General features: G+C 63.9%; 12 protein-coding genes and 2 pseudogenes. 7 read left to right on the top strand and 7 right to left on the bottom strand.

What is annotated here, in order from left to right; genetic code table 11:
* Positions 1-44: 44 nt before the first annotated feature.
* Positions 45-569, bottom strand: a pseudogene (locus ACVMK0_RS04275) (IS91 family transposase); the annotation flags it as partial.
* On the opposite strand from ACVMK0_RS04275, the gene ACVMK0_RS04270 reads away from it, so the two are divergent.
* Positions 509-823 carry a sodium:calcium antiporter gene (locus ACVMK0_RS04270; RefSeq protein ID WP_476464416.1) on the top strand — a complete coding sequence of 105 codons (315 nt, stop codon included), beginning with the start codon at positions 509-511 and terminating at the stop codon, positions 821-823. The pseudogene ACVMK0_RS04275 and the gene ACVMK0_RS04270 overlap by 61 nt on opposite strands.
* Positions 824-889: 66 nt before the next feature.
* Here the strand turns inward: ACVMK0_RS04270 and ACVMK0_RS04265 are convergent, their stop codons facing one another.
* The gene (locus tag ACVMK0_RS04265) at positions 890-2,200 is read right to left on the bottom strand and encodes a short-chain fatty acid transporter (protein WP_476464415.1); all 1,311 of its coding nucleotides are present in this window, start codon (positions 2,198-2,200) and stop codon (positions 890-892) included.
* 339 nt (positions 2,201-2,539) lie between these two features.
* On the opposite strand from ACVMK0_RS04265, the gene ACVMK0_RS04260 reads away from it, so the two are divergent.
* On the top strand, positions 2,540-3,235 hold the full coding sequence (locus tag ACVMK0_RS04260) for a response regulator transcription factor (protein WP_476464414.1): 696 nt from the start codon (positions 2,540-2,542) through the stop codon (positions 3,233-3,235).
* Positions 3,232-4,465 (top strand): annotated as a pseudogene (locus ACVMK0_RS04255) (sensor histidine kinase). The gene ACVMK0_RS04260 and the pseudogene ACVMK0_RS04255 overlap by 4 nt, the downstream one beginning before the upstream one ends.
* Here the strand turns inward: ACVMK0_RS04255 and ACVMK0_RS04250 are convergent.
* Both ACVMK0_RS04250 and dcd read right to left on the bottom strand, forming a co-directional pair.
* Positions 4,447-4,818, bottom strand: a complete 372-nt coding sequence (locus tag ACVMK0_RS04250; RefSeq protein ID WP_250960012.1) for a cupin domain-containing protein — start codon at positions 4,816-4,818, stop codon at positions 4,447-4,449. The pseudogene ACVMK0_RS04255 and the gene ACVMK0_RS04250 sit on opposite strands and share 19 nt — an antisense overlap.
* Before the next feature lie 20 nt (positions 4,819-4,838).
* Entirely contained in the window at positions 4,839-5,405 is a 567-nt protein-coding gene (dcd, locus tag ACVMK0_RS04245; RefSeq protein WP_045535289.1) for a dCTP deaminase, read from the bottom strand.
* A gap of 141 nt (positions 5,406-5,546) precedes the next feature.
* On the opposite strand from dcd, the gene ACVMK0_RS04240 reads away from it, so the two are divergent.
* Complete coding sequence (locus tag ACVMK0_RS04240) at positions 5,547-5,978, top strand: DUF4395 family protein (protein ID WP_045535287.1); 432 nt, start codon at positions 5,547-5,549, stop codon at positions 5,976-5,978.
* Positions 5,979-6,015: 37 nt separating this feature from the next.
* Here the strand turns inward: ACVMK0_RS04240 and dinG are convergent, their stop codons facing one another.
* Positions 6,016-8,304, bottom strand: a complete 2,289-nt coding sequence (gene dinG / locus ACVMK0_RS04235; protein ID WP_476464413.1) for an ATP-dependent DNA helicase DinG — start codon at positions 8,302-8,304, stop codon at positions 6,016-6,018.
* 166 nt (positions 8,305-8,470) lie between these two features.
* Between dinG and ACVMK0_RS04230 the strand changes: the two genes are divergently transcribed.
* Entirely contained in the window at positions 8,471-11,410 is a 2,940-nt protein-coding gene (locus ACVMK0_RS04230) for a putative bifunctional diguanylate cyclase/phosphodiesterase (protein WP_476464412.1), read from the top strand.
* A 6-nt stretch (positions 11,411-11,416) separates the two neighbouring features.
* Here the strand turns inward: ACVMK0_RS04230 and ACVMK0_RS04225 are convergent, their stop codons facing one another.
* Entirely contained in the window at positions 11,417-12,139 is a 723-nt protein-coding gene (locus ACVMK0_RS04225; RefSeq protein ID WP_144400270.1) for an N-acyl amino acid synthase FeeM domain-containing protein, read from the bottom strand.
* 533 nt (positions 12,140-12,672) lie between these two features.
* Here ACVMK0_RS04225 and rpoD point away from each other — a divergent pair.
* Positions 12,673-15,057 carry an RNA polymerase sigma factor RpoD gene (rpoD, locus tag ACVMK0_RS04220; RefSeq protein WP_476464411.1) on the top strand — a complete coding sequence of 795 codons (2,385 nt, stop codon included), beginning with the start codon at positions 12,673-12,675 and terminating at the stop codon, positions 15,055-15,057.
* Between the two features lie 24 nt (positions 15,058-15,081).
* On the top strand, positions 15,082-16,206 hold the full coding sequence (locus ACVMK0_RS04215) for an AI-2E family transporter (RefSeq protein WP_476464410.1): 1,125 nt from the start codon (positions 15,082-15,084) through the stop codon (positions 16,204-16,206).
* Positions 16,207-16,242: 36 nt separating this feature from the next.
* Here ACVMK0_RS04215 and ACVMK0_RS04210 read toward each other — a convergent pair whose 3' ends face one another.
* Positions 16,243-17,712, bottom strand: coding sequence for a methyl-accepting chemotaxis protein (locus ACVMK0_RS04210; protein WP_476464409.1), 1,470 nt, complete (start codon positions 17,710-17,712; stop codon positions 16,243-16,245).
* Positions 17,713-18,059 lie beyond the last annotated feature (347 nt).

The raw sequence follows: 18,059 nt of genomic DNA, 5'->3' as shown, positions 1-18,059 counted from the left end.
GCCTCGCAACGTTGGCAAAACCACTGTTAACCGCTGTTGCCACCCTACCAACTGACGCGCTGATCGACCTCGAAGTCCGGGGCCGGCTGGGTCGCTTCATCCCAGTCTGGGGCTGGCTCCACGCCCTCTGCGGCTTGCGCGTCGCACTCGTCCCACAGTGGCGGCCCGCGTGCCGGGGTGATGTGCGGCGGCTCCGTCTCCACCCCGATGTGCTCCAGTATTTGGCGGATATCGGCACTGTGTGTGATGAAGGCGATGATGTGCATTTGCCCGCCGCAGATGGGGCACAGCAGCGGGAACACCTCGTAGATACGGGCCATCAGCACCGCCCACAAATAGTGCGCCGGGCGCTTGGGTGGCACCGGCTGGGCGGGCTCGGTCTGGGTTGGCAGTGGGCTTCTTACCCCAAGTGCGCCCTCGCCTGCAGCCGTGCTGGCTGGCTCGGCTTGCACCTGCGCCGGTTTCACCGCTGCATCACGCGCCAGCGCCGTGACGGCAGGCCTCAAGGGTGAGTTCGGTGCCAGCACGCCAAAGTAGCGGTGGCGGTGCGTGCGCGGCGGGGGCACCAGCTTGTCAGTCGGAAATCGCCATCGGCAATATCGTCGGCTCCAACATCTTCAACATATTGGGCATCCTTGGCGTGACCGCCGTGATCAGCCCGATCCCTGTGGCCGACAGATTCCTTGGCTTCGATCTGCCGATCATGATCGCCGTGTCCTTGGTGTTCACCGTGTTTCTGGTCACGCGACCCAGCATCGGGCGGCTTGCGGGTGGTTTGATGCTGGCGGGATATGTGGCTTATGTGATCAGCGCCCAAGGCTGAGGCGCATGAAAAACCCCGCCCGCATCGCTGCGGGCGGGGGATTGTTCCGCCAAAGGCGCCGTTGGTTTACCAGACAACCAGCAACGTGCCGATGATCGCACCCGTAATGAACAGGTGGATCAGACAAAAGCCCATGATATCCTTGGCTTTCAGCCCCGCCAGGGCCAGCATTGGCAAGGCCCAGAACGGCTGCAAGAGGTTGGTCCACGCGTCACCCCATGCCACGGCCATCGCCACACGGGCCATATCGGCACCCAATGCTTCTGCCGCAGGCAGGATCACCGGCGCCTGTACCGCCCACTGACCGCCGCCCGATGGTACAAACAGGTTCACGATCCCTGCGCTGATAAATGTCCACAGCGGCAGCGTCTCGGCGGTGGAAATGCTGACAAACCCTTCGGACAAGCTGGCTGCCAGCCCTGATTGCGTCATGATCCCCATGATCCCCGCATAGAAGGGAAACTGGATCACGATGCCCGCACCGCCCTTGATCCCATCGTTCAAAGCATCCAGCAGGTTGCGCGCCGTGCCATGCATCAGGATGCCAAGGAACAGGAACATGAAATTCACGATGTTCAGGTTGATGGCCCCACCACGCACAATCCAGTAATGCGCCAGAAACAGCAGCCCCGGCAGACCGATCATCCACATCAGCAGGCGGCTATTCTCCAGATGCTCGGCCGGGCGGGTGGGCGTGAAGGCGGGCTTGTCGTCCTGACCCAACTGCTCCCGCGTGACATAGACGCTTTCGGATTCGGATGGCAGCATCATCCGGTTGACCAGCGGGATCACGATGAACAGCACTGCCACAATCGCCAGATTGAACCCGGCAAAGATCGTCTCGCCGGTGCCGATCACGCCGATCTGGGCTTCGGTGAAATGCCCCGGCGTGGCGATGGTCAGCGGAATCGACCCCGACATGCCACCATGCCAGATCACAAACCCCGAATAGGCTGCCGCGATCAGCAGCCTGTAATCGACGCGCACCTGACGGGCCAGTTCCTTGGCGAACAATGCCCCCACCACAAGGCCAAACCCCCAGTTCACCCATGACGCCACCAGCGACACAACCGACACGAGCAGAATCGCTGCACCCGGTGTTTTTGCCAACCCGGCCAGTGCGGCCAGCAGCTTTTTCACCGGCGGCGAGGAGGCCAGAATGAAACCCGTCACCAAAACCAGCAACATCTGCATCGCAAAGGCCAACAAGGCCCAGAAGCCGTCACCCCACATCTGCACCACCGCAACCGGAGTGGCGCCTTCAAAGATCATGGCTGCGGCTGCCGCGATCAAAGTCAGAATCACAACAAAGATAAAGGGATCGGGCAGATACCGTTCCATCAGCTTGACAGCTGGTTTCGACAGGGTTCTCAGCATAAGACGCTCCTACAGGTAGTGGATGTTTTTAACGCAACTCCTATTGGTTGCGTGCTGACCCAATGTCAACCGCAGCCCCGGCCGGTAACCGCAAAGTCGATCCGCCTGCGCATGCCTGCCGGACTGGCCCTGCGCCTGGCTGTTCGGGCGATGGCGGATACCCCACGCAGACCCACTGCCGCCGATCGCCGCCGCCTTGGCCGCGCAGCCATAATGGTGCGCCTCCAAGCTGTCAAAGCGCTGTCAAACCGATCGTGGTTTACCCTCATCCCTCAGAGCCCCTTCAATCACCCCGCAAGCGCTTGCAGGCCATCGATCGAACGATAATTCCACTACACCATGAAGCTGCTGCTGATCGAAGACAACCCCGCCATGCAGGCCAGCCTGCAGCGTTCCTTGCAGCGGCGCGGTATCGAAGTGCTCTTGTGCGGCGACGGTCGTCAGGCCTTGGCCGCTTGGGCCGCCAGCGCCCCCGATGTGGTGCTGCTCGACCTGACCCTGCCCGGACTCGACGGCTTGCAGGTGCTGCAAAAGGCGCGTCAAAACGGCTTTGCGGCCCCGGTGATCATCCTCACCGCCCGCGGCACCGTGGGCGACCGGGTGCTCGGCCTCAAGACCGGGGCCGACGACTACCTGCCCAAGCCCTTTGACCTCGACGAACTCGAGGCCCGAATTTACGCCCTGCACCGGCGCAGCCAGGGCAGCGCCACAAGCTCTGGCAGCGCGCCCGACGCCGGCGCACGGCCCGCATTTTGCGGTCTGCGCGCCGACCCCGACAGCAGCGCGGTGTACTTTGAGGGCCGCGCGCTCGATCTGGCGCCGCGCGAACTGGCGCTGCTGCGCGCCCTGCTCGAGCGCCCGGGGCGCGCCATCGCCAAAGAGCAATTGCTGGAACGGGTGTTTCCCCACGCCGATGAAGTCCTGCCCGATGCGGTCGAGGTGGTGGTGTACAGACTGCGCAAAAAAATCGCCCACCTCGGCGTCCAACTCGTGACCTTGCGCGGCCTGGGCTATCTGCTCAAGGCGCAAGAATGAAATCACCCCCACGCTCGCTGCGCAACCAGCTGATGCTGGGCATTTTGTTGCCGGTGGTGGCTTTTCTGGTGCTCAACGCCTACGTGCTGTACCAACAGGCCCTGAATGCGGCCGACACCGCCTACGACCGCACCCTGCTGGCCAGCGCCAAAGCCATCGGCGAACAGCTCGAAGTGGTGCCCGATGCGCTGCACGGCCACCGGCTGTTGGGTTCGCTCACCTACGCGGCGCTGGAGGCCTTTGAGGCCGACAACTGCAGCCGCCTGTACTACCGCGTCACCGGATTTTCGGGCGAAATGGTAGCGGGCTTTGCCGACCTGCCGCCTTGGCGCGGCACGCTGCCCACCAACACCCTGTACGCCGCGCTGGTGCACTTTTACGACGACCACTACCAAGGCGAACCGGTGCGCGTGGCGGTGTTGTTGCAACCGGTGGCCGGGGTGTACGGGCTGGGCATGGCCACCATCCAAGTGGCCGAAACGCTGGAGCTGCGCCAAACCCTGGCGCGCCAGATTTTGCTCGACACCCTCTGGCGCCAAAGCCTGTTGATCGCCCTGATCGGTCTGGTGGTGTTCGTGGTGGTGCAGCGCGCCACGCTGCCGGTGCGCCGGCTCAGCGCCGCCTTGGCCGCACGGCCGGAAAACGACCTCAGCCCACTCGACAGCGCCGCCGCCCCAACCGAACTGCAACCTCTGCTGCAAGCCTCCAACCAGCACATGGCGCGCTTGAGCGATCTGCTGCAACACCAAAAGCGCTTTGTGCGCGACACCTCGCACCAGATCAAGACGCCGCTGGCGGTGCTGCGCACACAGTTGCAATCGGCCCTGCGCGGTGACGTCGATACCCATCCGTGTGCGCGCGCACGATTGGTCGCTCAAAGAACTGGCGCGCAACCTGCTGCACAACGCCATCCGCCACTCACCGCCGGGGGGCTCACTGCGCATCGAACTGCGGGCCGGACCGGAGCACGGCTCGGCCCTACTGACGATCGACGACAGCGGCGGCGGCCTGCCGCAGGATCTGCTTGACAACCCCTTTAGGCCCTTTCACACTGCGGTGCACGCCCCGCAGGGCTCGGGCCTCGGCTTGGCCATTTGTCACGGCATCGTGCAAACGCTGGGCGGGCAGATCGAGCTGCAAAACCGGCTCGACGAACACGGCCGCTGCGTCGGGCTGCGCGCCAGCGTGCGGCTGCCCCTGGCCGAGCCGCCCTACTCCACGATCACATAGACCTTGAGCACCGGCTCGAGCACCTGAAACGAGCCGGTAAAGCCGGGCGGGATGTGCAGGGTTTGCCCGGGGCCGGCCTCGACGTGGCTGCCGTCGTCGCGCCGGATGCGGCAGCGCCCCTCGAGCACCGTAAATACCTCGCGCTCGGCCGGGCCAAAGGCGATCGCCCATTCGCCCACCTCGCTGCGCCACAGGCCGGTGCTGAAGGTGCGCGCGCCCTGCAGCGGGGCGTCGAGCAAATCCCAAGTCTGGCGCAGCGGCAGGCCCACAATGCGCCGGTCGCGGCGCGGGCGTGAAAGCTCGGGCTCGCCGCTGGGCAGCGGGCCGAAACTGAACAGATCGTGCTCGGACATGGCGCTTCCCGCAATCCCGCTCAGGCGCGCGGCAGCGTCACCCCGTGCTGGCCTTGGTACTTGCCGCCGCGGTCTTTGTACGACACCTCACACACCTCGTCGCTCTCGAAAAACAGCACCTGCGCGCAGCCCTCGCCGGCGTAGATCTTGGCCGGCAGCGGCGTGGTGTTGGAAAACTCCAGCGTCACGAAGCCCTCCCACTCGGGCTCAAAGGGCGTGACGTTGACGATGATGCCGCAGCGCGCGTAGGTGCTCTTGCCCAAGCAGATGGTGAGCACGTTGCGCGGAATGCGGAAATACTCCAGCGTGCGCGCCAGCGCAAAACTGTTGGGCGGGATGATGCACGAATCGCCCTCGAAATCGACAAAGCTCTTGGCGTCGAAGTTTTTCGGGTCCACCACCGTGCTGTGGATGTTGGTAAAGACCTTGAACTCGCGCGCGCAGCGGATGTCGTAGCCGTAGCTGCTGGTGCCGTAGCTGATGATTTTTTTGCCGTCGGCTTGGCGCACTTGCCCCGGCTCGAAGGGCTCGATCATGCCCTGCTGTTCGGCCATGCGGCGGATCCACTTGTCGCTCTTGATGCTCATTGCTGCACTCCGTTTGCAGCGATTGTAGGGCTGCCGCAGCGCCCAAACCGGTCGCACAAACCGGTCGCCAACACCAGCCGCTGTGCACGACTGGCCAGAACCCGCTACAATACCCCCATCCGTTTCTTAAAGGAGTATTCCATGCTGCGTTTCGACGTCCCCCAAGTCTGGTCCAACGTGATCCGCCTCGAAGCCTTCCTCACCTTTGCCGTCGCCGCGCTGGCGTTGGCGTTCAATTTCGCTTGGCTGATGGCGCTGCTGGTCGCCTTGGGCTTGGTGCGCGGCTTCTTCGGCCACCACCGCTGCCCCTCGCACCACCTCTGGAAAGCGCTGATGCTGCGCGCCAACTGCGCCGGCAAGCTCGAAGACGCTGGGGCCAAAATGTTTGCCAACAAAATCTTGTTCATCGCCAGCAGCGTGTCGCTGGCGCTGTTCCTCTCGGGCAGCGCGCTGTGGATGGTGCCGGCGGGCATGCTGGTGGTGTTTGCCACGCTGGAATGGGCGTTTTCGTTCTGCGCCGCCTGCTGGGTCTATGGCGCTTGGTATCGGCGTTTTCCGCCGGCGAGCGCTTAAAGCCCTCCCGCCCCGTGCGCTGGGGCAAGCGCCCGGGTTAGCGCTCGGCCGGCTCTGGCAGCGGCTGAAGCGGCGCGCGCACGATGCGCTCAAAGCCCGGCAGGCCCGCCAGCAGCTGGCGCCCGTAGCTGCTTTGGTGCAAGCGCCGGTCGTAGCACACCACGTGCGCTTGGTCGTCTTCGGTGCGGATGGCACGCCCCACCCACTGCGCCAGTCGGATCGCCGCCGCGGGCAGCACCAGCTCTTGAAACGGGTCGCGCCCAGCAGCGCGCAGCCACTCGGCCCGCGCTTGGCCCACCGGGTCGTCGGGCGGGGCAAAGGGCAGTTTGGTGATGAACAAGTCCTCGCACAGCCGGCCCGGCAAATCCAGGCCCTCGCCAAAAGACTGCATGCCAAAAATGATCGACGGCTGCCCAGCCGCCACGCGCTCGGCGTGCAAGCGCAGCAGGCGCTGGCGTGGCAGCTCGTTTTGCACCAGCACCCGCGCGCGCAGGGCCGTCGGCAGGGCCTCGCAAGCCAGCCGCATCTGCAGGCGCGAGGTAAACAGCACCAGCGCCCCGTGGCGCACTGCGGCCAGATCTTGCAACAGGCTGCACACCAGCTCGGCGTTGAAGGCGCTGGCCTCTTTGGGGTCGGCGCGGGTGCCGCCCAGCACCAGTCGCCCCTGGCGGCTGAAGTCGAAGGGGCTGGGCACTTCGAGCGTGCAAGCGTCTGGGTCGTGCTCCAGCCCAGACTCGCGCAAAAAATAATCAAAACGCCCGCCGCTGCTCAAGGTCGCCGACGTCAGCACGGCGGCGCGCACCGAGCCCCACAGGTGCTGGCGCAAGGTGCTGCCGGGCAGGGTCGGGCTGGCGTGCGCCATCAGCGCCGCATCGGCCCCCGCAGACTGCACGCTGAACCATTTGGCGACCGGTTCGTCCCCTAGGCTGGGCTGCTGCAAAAACAAGCGCGCAGTCTCGTGCGCGGCCTCGAGGCGCGGCGTCAGGCTGCCCAACTGGGCGTACAGAGTCGCCAGCTGACGCGACTGCTGCGGCTGATCGCGCATTTCGGCGCGCAACGCCTTGGCCAGCAGCCGCAACGAGTCGATGAAAGCCCCCGAACTGCGCTGCAGCGCCTCCAAGGTCTGCAGCAACGCAGCGGGGGTTTGGCCTTGGCTGAGCCGGGCCACGCGCTCGGGCGCAAAGCCAGCCGGCACCGCCCCCAAAGCCGCCGCAGCGGCAGGGCGAGTCGCTGCATGGGCGCCCAGCAGGCCCAAGCCAGCAGACTCCCGCGGCGCCTCGCTCAGCTCAGGGCCATGCTGCTGCACCACCCAGCGCGCCAGCTCTTGCATGGCTTGGCGCAGCGCCGCCGCTTGTTCGTGCACGCCGGCCAGTTCTGCCAGCCCCAATGTGGCGCCGGCGCGCATGGCGCGCTGCGCCAAGCGCTCGATCCAGCCCAAGCGGCTCAAGTCCATGCGGCTGGCAAACTGCTCCAAGGCCACCGCCGGCAGGTGGTGCGCCTCGTCGATCACCAGCAGGCAGTTGTCGAGATCGGGCAAGGTGCGCGAGCCCAAGGTGCTGAGCAACAAGTCGTGGTTGACCACGATCACCTGCGCCCCCACCAACGCCTTGCGCTGCTCGAAATAGCTGCACTGGCCATAGACCGGACAATGGCGCGCCGCACACGAACTGGCTTGCACCGCCACCGACTGCCACAGCAGGCCTGCAGGGGGCTGGCTCAAGTCATCGAAGTCGCCGCTCCAGCGACCGCTGGCCAAATCGGCTTGCAGGGCCAGCAAGGTGTCCACGTCGCTGCTGCCCCCGGGCTGGGGTGGCTGCGCCTCGAGAAACCAATCGTCCTCGTGCAAATCCTCGTCGGCGGCGGCGTCATTGCCCCGCGCAGCCCCCAAGCCAGCCAAGCGGCGCTCCAGCTTGAGCTTGCACACGTAGCGGCCGCGGCCCTTGGCCAAGGCGTAGCGTATGGGCTGTTCGAACTGCGCCACCAGGGCCGGCAAGTCTTTGTGCACCAGTTGCTCTTGCAAGGCCACGGTGGCGGTGCTGATGAGCACGCGCGTGTTGCGCTCGAGCGCCAGCGCCAGCGCCGGCGCGCAGTAGGCGAGCGATTTGCCCACCCCGGTGCCGGCTTGGATGACGGCCAAGGCCCGCTGCGGCTCCACCCCGGGCAAAGCCTGCGAGGCCTCCAACGGCCCCAGATCGGCTTGACTGAAGGTCTGCGCCACTTGTTCGGCCATCAGGCGCTGCCCCGGCCGCGGCCGCAGCCGCTGGTCGCGCTGCAACAGCCGGTCGTAGCAGGCCAGCGCCTGCTGCGCCAGTTCGGGTTTATCCATAAGCAGCAGAGTGTGGCACAAGCGCAGAATACACAGAAAGCGCTGAAATTGGTCGCATAATCTGGCTCAGCGTCAAAAGGGAGCCAACAGCACATCGGGTCAGTCCCAGTTTATGCCCCCACTTTCACCCTTGTCTGCAGCTTGGTCATCCCGCCTCAACCATGGCTTGGACCGTTCGCTGCTGGCGCTCTCAGTGGTTTGGCTTCCCGTTTTGTTTGGTCTGCTGACCCTGTGGGCGCTCTGGAGCTGGAACAGCCATTACGCCCATGGCCAAGGCACCGTCCTGCAGTTTCGGGTGCTGCACGATGCGCAGGGTGCGTGGCAAGCCTCCGATGCCTTGCAACGGCTGACGCAAGCGGCACCGGAGCCGGTGCAGCAACAAGACAGCAACTTGCATGAGACGCCTTTTTGGCTGCTGCTGCAACCCCTGGATGCACCCCCCCCGTCTGCACGCATCGAGTTCCCCTCACGCCACGCCTACAGTCTGGCTTGTTGGGATGCCCGCACCCTGAACCTAGTGGCCAGCGGCTCGCGCTCCGAACCGCTGCAGGGCACCATGCAGCTGGCCCGGGCTGGCTTTGCCTTCGACCCCGCTGGCGCCAGCTCTTTGTTGTGCCGAACCGCACTGGTCGGCCCGGGCCGCATCGTGGCCTTGCAGTGGGATGCCACCGAACTGCACTTGCGCGAATTGCAATTTCACCGTGGCTCGGGCTTGCTCGACGGCGGTATTCTGGTGCTGGCGCTCTTTACCCTGATCGCTGGCCTGATCAACCGCAACCGCACCTACGTCCTGTTTGCGGCCTGGCTGGTGGTGAACTTGCGCATGGCCGCGCTCTCGATGGGCTGGGATCAGCAGTGGCTGGGGCACACCATCCCCTACGAATGGCTACAAACCATGCGGCCGTTGACGCTGGCGCTTTATTATGTGGTGACTTTTACCCTGTTCGTCTCGCTGCTGCGAGACGAGTTGGCGAAGGTCGGTTACGCCTTCCTGAGCACCGCCATCAAGTGGAGTTGTGTGCCGCTGCTGCTGCTGGCCGTCGCCCTACCTTATGCGCAATTTTTGCCCATCATATGGGTTTGCGCAGGCCTCAGTTTACTGGTTTTGCTGTTTCTTCTTGCCAAAATCTTTACGCGCACCCGCTCTAGAGCAGCTGCTTGGTACGCCGCTGCGATATCGGTTGTGCTCCTTGCAAGCTTGTTGGAAGTTGCGGCTGCGGCCCTGGGCCTCAAGGGGCTGTTGTGGGTCTTTAACAGCCTGACCGCCGCATTGGCCTCCAGCCTGCTGGCGTCGTTGGCGATCGCCGAGCAGATCCGCTTGGCGCAGGAGCAGCGGCTGGCGGCGCAAGCCGAGCTGCAACACAACTACGAAGTGCTGCCGATCGGCCTGTTCACGCTCGACCTGCAGGGCCACTTGAGCAGCGCCAACCCGGCCCTGCAACACCTGCTGGGCGAGACTGAAGCGGGTTTGCGCGCACAGACTTGGCCAGAACGCTTTGGCCCCACCCACTGGAATGCCCTGCTGGAGCAGACGCGCAGACACGGCACCGCCGAACTCGAGCTGCAGCACCAGACCGGGCCCGAACCGGGGCAACGCTTTCAGGTGCGCGCCGCCTTGGCCGGCGACAAACTCGAATGCACCCTGCAAGACATCACCGAAAAGGCCCAAGCCACCGAACACCTGCGGTTTTTGGCGCACCACGATACCCTGACCAAGGTGCTGAACCGGCGCGGCATCGAGCAGGTGCTCGGCGTCGGCTTGGCCGACTTGGCGCACGGCCATCCGCTGGCTGTGGCCTACTTGGACTTGGATCGCTTCAAGCTCATCAACGACCTCTACGGCCATGCCGCCGGCGACACCGTGCTGCACACCGTGTGTCAACGGGCCCAAATCCCCTTGAACCAGGGGATGCACCTGGGCCGAGTCGGCGGCGACGAGTTTTTGATCGTCATGCCGCACACCCCGCTGGCGCAGGCCGAGGCCGTGTGCAGGGAAGTCCTGAGCCAAATCGGCGGCAGCGCCTTTCAGGTCGGCGAGCGCGCCTTCCAAGTGCGTGGCTCCATCGGCTTGATCGAAGTCGCCACCGGCAGCTTGGCCAAAGACGTGATCGCCACCGCCGACCACGCCTGCCGCATGGCCAAAAAGGGCCAAGGCAACACGCTGGTGGTATTTGAGCGCAGCTCGGGCATCTTCAGCGATCACGAAGCGCAGTTGCACTTGGTCGAACAACTGGCCAGCCAGCAGTCTGTCGCGGGCCTGTTTTTGGAGATGCAACCGATCATGTCGTTGCGCACGCCGCATGGGTCCCACAACTTCGAAGTCTTGCTGCGCATGCACGACGAACACGGTCAACTGGTGCCGACGGTGCGTTTGATTCAGGCCGCCGAAATTGCCGGCCGCATGGGCGTGATCGACCGCTGGGTGCTGGCCAAAACCTTGGATTGGCTGGAGCAGCACCAGCAGGCCTTGGTACAAAACCGCTTCGTCTGCGTCAATTTGAGCGGGGCTTCGCTCAACGACGAGCGCTTCATCGACGACGTGTTTGCCATGTTCGAGCGCCACCGCGGTGTGGCGCATCGGATCTGCCTAGAGATCACCGAAAGCGTGGCCTTGCACGATATGGACAACACGCACCGCTTCATCGACCGGGTGCGCGCTGCCGGCGCCAAGGTGGCGCTGGACGACTTCGGGGCCGGCTACACCTCGTTTTCTTACCTGAAGGAACTACCGGCCGACTTGCTCAAGATCGACGGCAGCTTCATCGTCAACATGAACCGCCACCCGGCCAATGTGGCGATCGTCGAAGCCATTGTCAGCTTGGCGCAAAACCTGGGCATGAAAACCATCGCCGAGTGGGCCGAAGACTTTGAAACCGTGGAAACGCTGGCCGAAATCGGGGTCGATTACGTGCAAGGTTACGTGGTCGCCCGGCCCCAGACGCCAAAGGCGATCTTAGAAGCCCAGTCGGCAGCTGATTTCATCACCGATGACCGGCTGAAGGCCTACCTCAGCACCCTCGCTTCCAGCGAACTCGATCATGTCGATCTGGTGCTCGGCACCGATCCGCCCGCAGCGGCGTTGCCACGTTCCAGCGGACCCCGCTGACGCGCCTTATGCGATTGCTTGCTGATGCAGGTCGGGGTGCTCGGTATAAAACATGAACTCACTCCAAGCGTGCCCGGCATCCTCCCAGCGCTGGCGCACGTTTTGCACATCCAGATACATGACCCGGTGTGGAAGATCAAATACGTGTGACAGGGGGATATAGCCCAGATGCGGGTACACATCCTGGAACAGCATGCGCTCGTACTGGCGATCCAACGGAGCGCGGGCCGTGATGACCATGTAGCGGATTCCAGCCTGCAGGCAATACAGGTAGTAGGCCTTGAACAAGGCCGCTTTAACCAGCCTCGCTGTGCCGTCTAGGCTTACGCCCAAGCGCGTGGCTTCGGCCAGCGGCAAGCCCTGCATCCACTGCGGCAGTTGCACCGATTGCTCCAGCGCCAGCGGCTGCGCCTGGTTGGTCTGAATGCGCATGGTGCCCATGGGCGCGCCGTCGAGCTTGGATTCGGCCAGCAGCAGCACCACCCCATCGGCCCTGTCCAGCGCTTCGGGCTCGAGCAACGAGGCTGTCAAGGCCTCTGGCAAATGGCGGGCGTAGGCACTGTGCCGAACTTCCAGCACCTTGGCCATATCCTGCGCACCGCTGGCCAATCGCAACGTGAATGGCCAGTATTCGGTTCGTTTGAATGAGCCGACGTTGGCCTTGGCAACCAGCCTTGGTTGCATGGCAACATGGGTACTGACGCCTGCGGCATCGCTGATTGTCATCATGTCATGAGCTCCAGCATTTGCAGGTGCACCATGCGGCCTGCATGGTTTTCACTGTATGCCTGCTGCGCCACAACATGAGTCAGAAAACGACTGAACCTGAAGTCAGAAAATCCCTGACAAGCCGGATTCAAGCGCATGCCTGTAGACCTGCACAAGCAAAGGTGATCAGACCGGGCGTTGCTCGGTTCGACCACCTGCCAAGGCCAAAATCGCAACAAAAATTGCGCGAAAATTGCGCGAAAGTTTCTGAATCAGTATAATGTCCGGCTTACACAAGTGCGACAGCAGCACCTCCGAACCGGCCAACGCCCTCGCACGGGCAACAAGGGCTCCACGCTCTCGGCCACTGGAAATCCAGCCTTCGCAAGGACTGCACCCCAAATGTTCGCCCCCTCAACTTGTGCCGCACGCCCTGCCCTGTGGTTGGGTGTGGTTTTCCTTGACCCCCGTTGGCCCAACGCTCGTCGGCGGGTCGTGAACCTCCGACATCCCAATCAACGCCCGGGGTTTAGCCCGTGCAGAAAGCGCCGTTTGTGAGCTCCAAAAAACCGACCGCAAAAGCCCAAACTGAAGCCCGCACCACAGAGCCCCACTCCGCGCTGCCCTCGGTTCATGCGGTAGACGCCAGCCTGGAGCCTGTGGCTTCAGCGAAAGCGCCCGTTGCAAGCAAAAAACCGGCGCGCGCACCCAAGGCCGACGTGGCAACCCCAGCCCCTGTCGCCGCCGCCGCAACCGCCGCCGCAACCGCCGCCGCAACCGCCAAGGCCCCCGCCCTGCCCGCCACCGCAGCGGCTGCACCCGTGGCGGCACCAGCGGTCAAGCGCAGCCGCAAGCCTAAAGCCACGGCGCTGCCCGAGGCCATTCCGGCCGCGCCGCCGATCCGCGACGAAGTCGATCTGATCGACCTCGAAGAAGAGTTCAGCGCCGATCCCGATGCCGCGCTCGCGGCTGACGGCACCGCCGATGCGGGTGAGGCGTCCGAGACGGTCGAAAAGGCCAAGCCCTTGCGCATGAAAATCAGCAAGGCCAAAGAGCGCGCCCTGATGAAAGAGTTCGGGCTCGACGACACCATCCTGACCGAAGAAGAAGCCAAGGCCAGGCGCGACCACCTCAAGGCCCTGATCAAGCTCGGCAAGACGCGCGGCTACCTGACGCACGGCGAAATCAACGACCACCTGCCCGACAAGCTGGCCGAGGCCGAAACGCTCGAAGTCGTGGTGTCGCTGCTCAACGACATGGGCGTGGCGGTCTATGAGCAAACGCCCGACGCCGAAACGCTGCTGCTGTCCAACGCCGGCCCGACTTCGGCCACCGAAGAAGAAGCCGAAGAAGAAGCCGAGGCCGCGCTCTCCACGGTGGACAGCGAGTTTGGCCGCACCACCGACCCGGTGCGCATGTACATGCGCGAAATGGGCACGGTCGAACTGCTCACGCGCGAGGGCGAGATCGAAATCGCCAAGCGCATCGAAGGCGGCCTCAACGAGATGATGGCCGCGATCTCGCAGTCGCCCGCCACCATCAACGAAATCCTGAACATGGCCGAGGAAGTTCGCGCCGGTGCGGTGGTGATCTCGACCTTTGTCGATGGCTTTTCCGACGCCGACGAGGCCGACGACTACGTGGCCGAAGAAGACTTCGACGACTACGACGAAGCCAGCGACGACGACGGCAAAGGCGGCTCCAAGGCGGTGTCGCGCAAAATGGAAGAGCTCAAGCGCGAGGCCTTGGCGCGCTTCGATGCCCTGCGCGGGCTGTTCGAGCAGCTGCACTCCAGCTACGACCAGCACGGCTACGCCAGCCCGGCTTATCAGCAGGCGCAAGCGCAACTGACCGCCAAGCTGATGACCATCCGCTTCACCGCCAAAGCGATCGAAAAGCTGTGCGACACGGTGCGCCAGCAAGTCGAGTCGGTGCGCAAGAAAGAGCGCGAACTGCGCCGCATCATCGTGGACAAATGCCGCATGCCACAAGACAAGTTTGTGGCCGACTTCCCGCCCAACCTGCTCAACCGCCAGTGGGTCGAAAAGCAGGCCGCTGCCGGCAAGCCGTGGAGCGCCAGCATGGGGCGCCACATTCCGCCGATCCAGGAACTGCAGCAGCAGCTCATCGACCTGCAGACCAGCGTGGTGGTGCCGCTGGAGCAGCTCAAAGCCATCCACAAGCGCATGAACGACGGCGAGCGCATGTCGCGCAACGCCAAAAAAGAGATGATCGAGGCCAACCTGCGCTTGGTCATCAGCATCGCCAAAAAATACACCAACCGCGGCCTGCAGTTCCTCGACCTGATCCAAGAGGGCAACATCGGCCTGATGAAGGCGGTGGACAAGTTCGAATACCGGCGCGGCTACAAGTTTTCCACCTACGCCACTTGGTGGATCCGGCAAGCGATCACGCGCTCGATCGCCGATCAGGCGCGCACCATCCGCATCCCGGTGCACATGATCGAGACCATCAACAAGATGAACCGCCTCAGCCGCCAGCACCTGCAGGAGCACGGCTTCGAGCCCGACGCCTCGATGCTGGCCGAGAAGATGGAAATCCCCGAGGATAAAATCCGCAAGATCATGAAGATCGCCAAAGAGCCGATCAGCATGGAAACCCCGATCGGCGACGACGACGATTCGCACCTGGGCGACTTCATCGAGGACAACGCCAACACCGCGCCGATCGACGCCGCCATGCAAGCCGGCTTGCGCGAAGTAGTCAAAGAAATCCTCGACTCCCTGACCCCTCGCGAGGCCAAGGTGCTGCGCATGCGCTACGGCATCGAAATGTCCACCGACCACACGCTCGAAGAAGTGGGCAAGCAGTTCGACGTCACGCGCGAGCGCATCCGCCAGATCGAAAACAAAGCGGTGCGCAAGCTCAAGCACCCCAGCCGCTCCGATAAACTGCGCAGCTTCATGGACACGCTCTAAACCAGCCCCAAACAATCGCCGCCCATGCAAGACGTCCACCCCCCCGCCTGGCTGCGCAACGGCCTCGTCGCCTTGCTGCTGGGCGCGCTGCTGCTCGCTGGCCTGATCGTGCTGCAGCCCTTCCTGACCGCGGTGGCTTGGGCGGCGATCTTGGTCTACGTATCTTGGCCGCTGTACGAGCGGCTGGTGCGGCGCTTCAACGGTCGGCGCGGCTGGGCCGCGTTCATCATGACCATGGCGCTGGCCGTGATACTGGTCGCAGTGCCACTGTGGCTGCTGCTGATGATGCAGCGCGAGGGCACGGGCGCGCTGCGTGATGCGATGGCGTTTCTGCGGGCCGGCGTCGAACTGCCGCAGCCGCTGGCTGCAATCCCCGTGCTGGGGCCGTGGTTGCAAGAGCAGCTGGTGGTGATCGGTGGCGACCGCCAAGAGCTGGGCCGCTACCTCGCCGCACTCGGTGAGCAGTGGGGGCAGTGGCTTGGCGCGCGCGCCGTCGGCCTGCTGGGCGACCTGGGCATGAACGCGCTGCGCTTCGCGATCGCGCTGCTGACGGCGTTTTTCCTGTTTCGCGACGGCGAGCAGTTGTTCCAAGAATCGCGCCAGGTGTTGCGCGGGCTACTGGGCAACCGCGTCCAGGCTTACTTCGATGCCGTCGGCAACACCACCCGCGCCGTCGTTTATGGCCTGCTGCTGGCCGGGGTCGCGCAGGGCTTCGTGGCGGGGCTGGGCTATTGGGCGGTGGGCATCTCAGCGCCGGTGTTTTGGGGTGCGGCCACCGCGTTGCTGGCGCTGATCCCGTTCGGCGCCATTCTCATCTGGATGCCGATGGCGCTGTGGCTGCTGCTCACCGGCTATGTTGCAGCCGGCATCGGCCTGCTGCTGTGGGGCATGCTGGCGGTGAGCTGGATCGACAATCTGGTGCGCCCGCTGATCATCAGCGGCGTATCCAAGGTGCCGTTCCTGATCGTGCTGTTTGGCGTGCTCGGCGGGCTCGGCGCATTCGGGCTGATCGGGCTGTTCGTCGGCCCGGTCATCCTCGCGGTGCTGCTGGCCGTCTGGCGCGAATGGGCGGCTACCGCTGCTGCCGGCAGCGCGCCCGCTGCGCCTGCTGCGCCCGCTGCGCCCGATGATTTGCAGGCCCGGGGCTGAAAGCCAGCCCAACGGGAACAGCGCAACAAATCAAGCTTATTCGAGCCGGAAGCGGCACACCACTTCCGAGAGCGCGCGCGCCTGCTCGCTCATGGCTGCAGCAGCGGCTGCGCTTTGCTCGACCAGCGCCGCGTTTTGCTGCGTCATCTGATCGAGCTGACTGACTGCGGCATTGATCTGCGCCACCCCTTCGGCCTGCTCGGCCGAAGCGCTCGATATTTCGGCCACCACATCGCGCACGCGCTCGACCTGTTCGACGATGGCTTGGATTGATTCACCCGCCTGGTTCACCAGACCCACGCCCGCCCCGACACGATCGACGCTGTTGTTGATCAACACCTTGATCTCTTTGGCCGCTTCGGCGCTGCGCCCAGCCAGCGAGCGCACTTCGGAGGCCACCACCGCAAAGCCGCGCCCGGCCTCACCCGCCCGCGCCGCCTCGACCGCGGCGTTGAGCGCCAAGATATTGGTCTGAAACGCGATGCCATCGATCACGGAGATGATTTCGCTGATTTTTTTCGACGCTTGCTGGATCTCGCTCATGGTATGCACCACGCTGCCCACCACCTCGCGGCCTTGCTGCGCGCTCTGGCCCGCAGCCGTGGCCAGCTCGCTGGCGGTGCGCGCCGAAGCCGCCGAATGCCCGATGCCCTCCGACATGCTCTCCATGCTGGCCGCCGTTTGCTCAAGATTGCTCGCGCTCTGTTCGGTGCGCTCGCTCAGGTTCTGATTGCCGGCAGCAATTTCCTGCGCCACCGCCGTGATGCCGTCGGTGCCGTGGCGCACGTCGGCCACCACCTGCGCAATCTGTTTGCGCATGGCGTTCAGGGTGCGGCTCATCTGGCCAAACTCGTCTTGGCGCTTGATCGACAAGCTCACCCCCAGGTTGCCATCAGCCATCTGCTGCGCAAAGGCCATGACCTCGTTGAGGGGCGTGCGGATGCTGCGAATCAGCAACCAAGCCCCTGCCAGAATGAGCAGGATTAGCACCCCAAGCATGGCAGACGCGCGCGCCATGTTGAGGTCGCGTTGTACGGCAAAACCGGCCTGCGAATCTCTCAGCTGGCTGCTCTGCAGCTCTGCGAACTCACGCAGACTGTTCAGGTACGGCCCGACCAATGGGTTGAAAGTTTGGGTGATTTCTTGTATGGCGGCATCTGGCTGACCTTGCTCTCGCAACTGCCGCGCCCGAGCCAATGAGTCCAAAACCGCCTGGCGGCCCTGGGCAATGCGCTGCATCAGCTCTTGATCTTGGGCGCTCAAGGGCAAGGCTTCCAGCCGCTGCTGCACCGCTGTAATTTCTCGCACGGTCTGCGGAATCAAGTCGCCGAAGGTGGCATCCAGCGTCGGGTTGGAGGCAATAAAGGACGCCTGAACCCGAGTCACATTGGTTTCCACCAAACCGGCCCAACGGGTGGCCAGTTGCAGCTTCTCGCTCTTTTGCGCCAGCACGGCCTCAGATTCAGCTGTGATGGCGCGCGACTGCATGGAGGTGGTCAGGACCAAGCCGACCATTCCAAAAATCAGCAAAACCAAGCCAAGCCACAACTTTGCCCCCACGCTCAGACCAGCGTATCTTGATGGCGCTTGCAAGCTATGTTCCATACCGTTTCCCAACTTTCGTTTCTAAACATCCGTGTGGGCATCAAAGCCCAAATGCTGCCCAAATGCACGCAAAGTGCGTAAGCAGTGCGTAAGCAGTGCGTAAGCGGGGCGCATATTAACTCAAAGTCAGCGTTTGCACCGGGCTGTGTTTGCACCGGGCTGGCAAGCAGACTCCCTCTACGCAAAATGCTATTATGAGCCGCTAAATCGCTTTTTGCGCGTGTTGTTGGCACATGCACGCAGTGCAC

The organism is Serpentinimonas sp. SSL01 (assembly GCF_056323735.1).
This window is presented reverse-complemented; position numbering and strand designations above follow the sequence as displayed.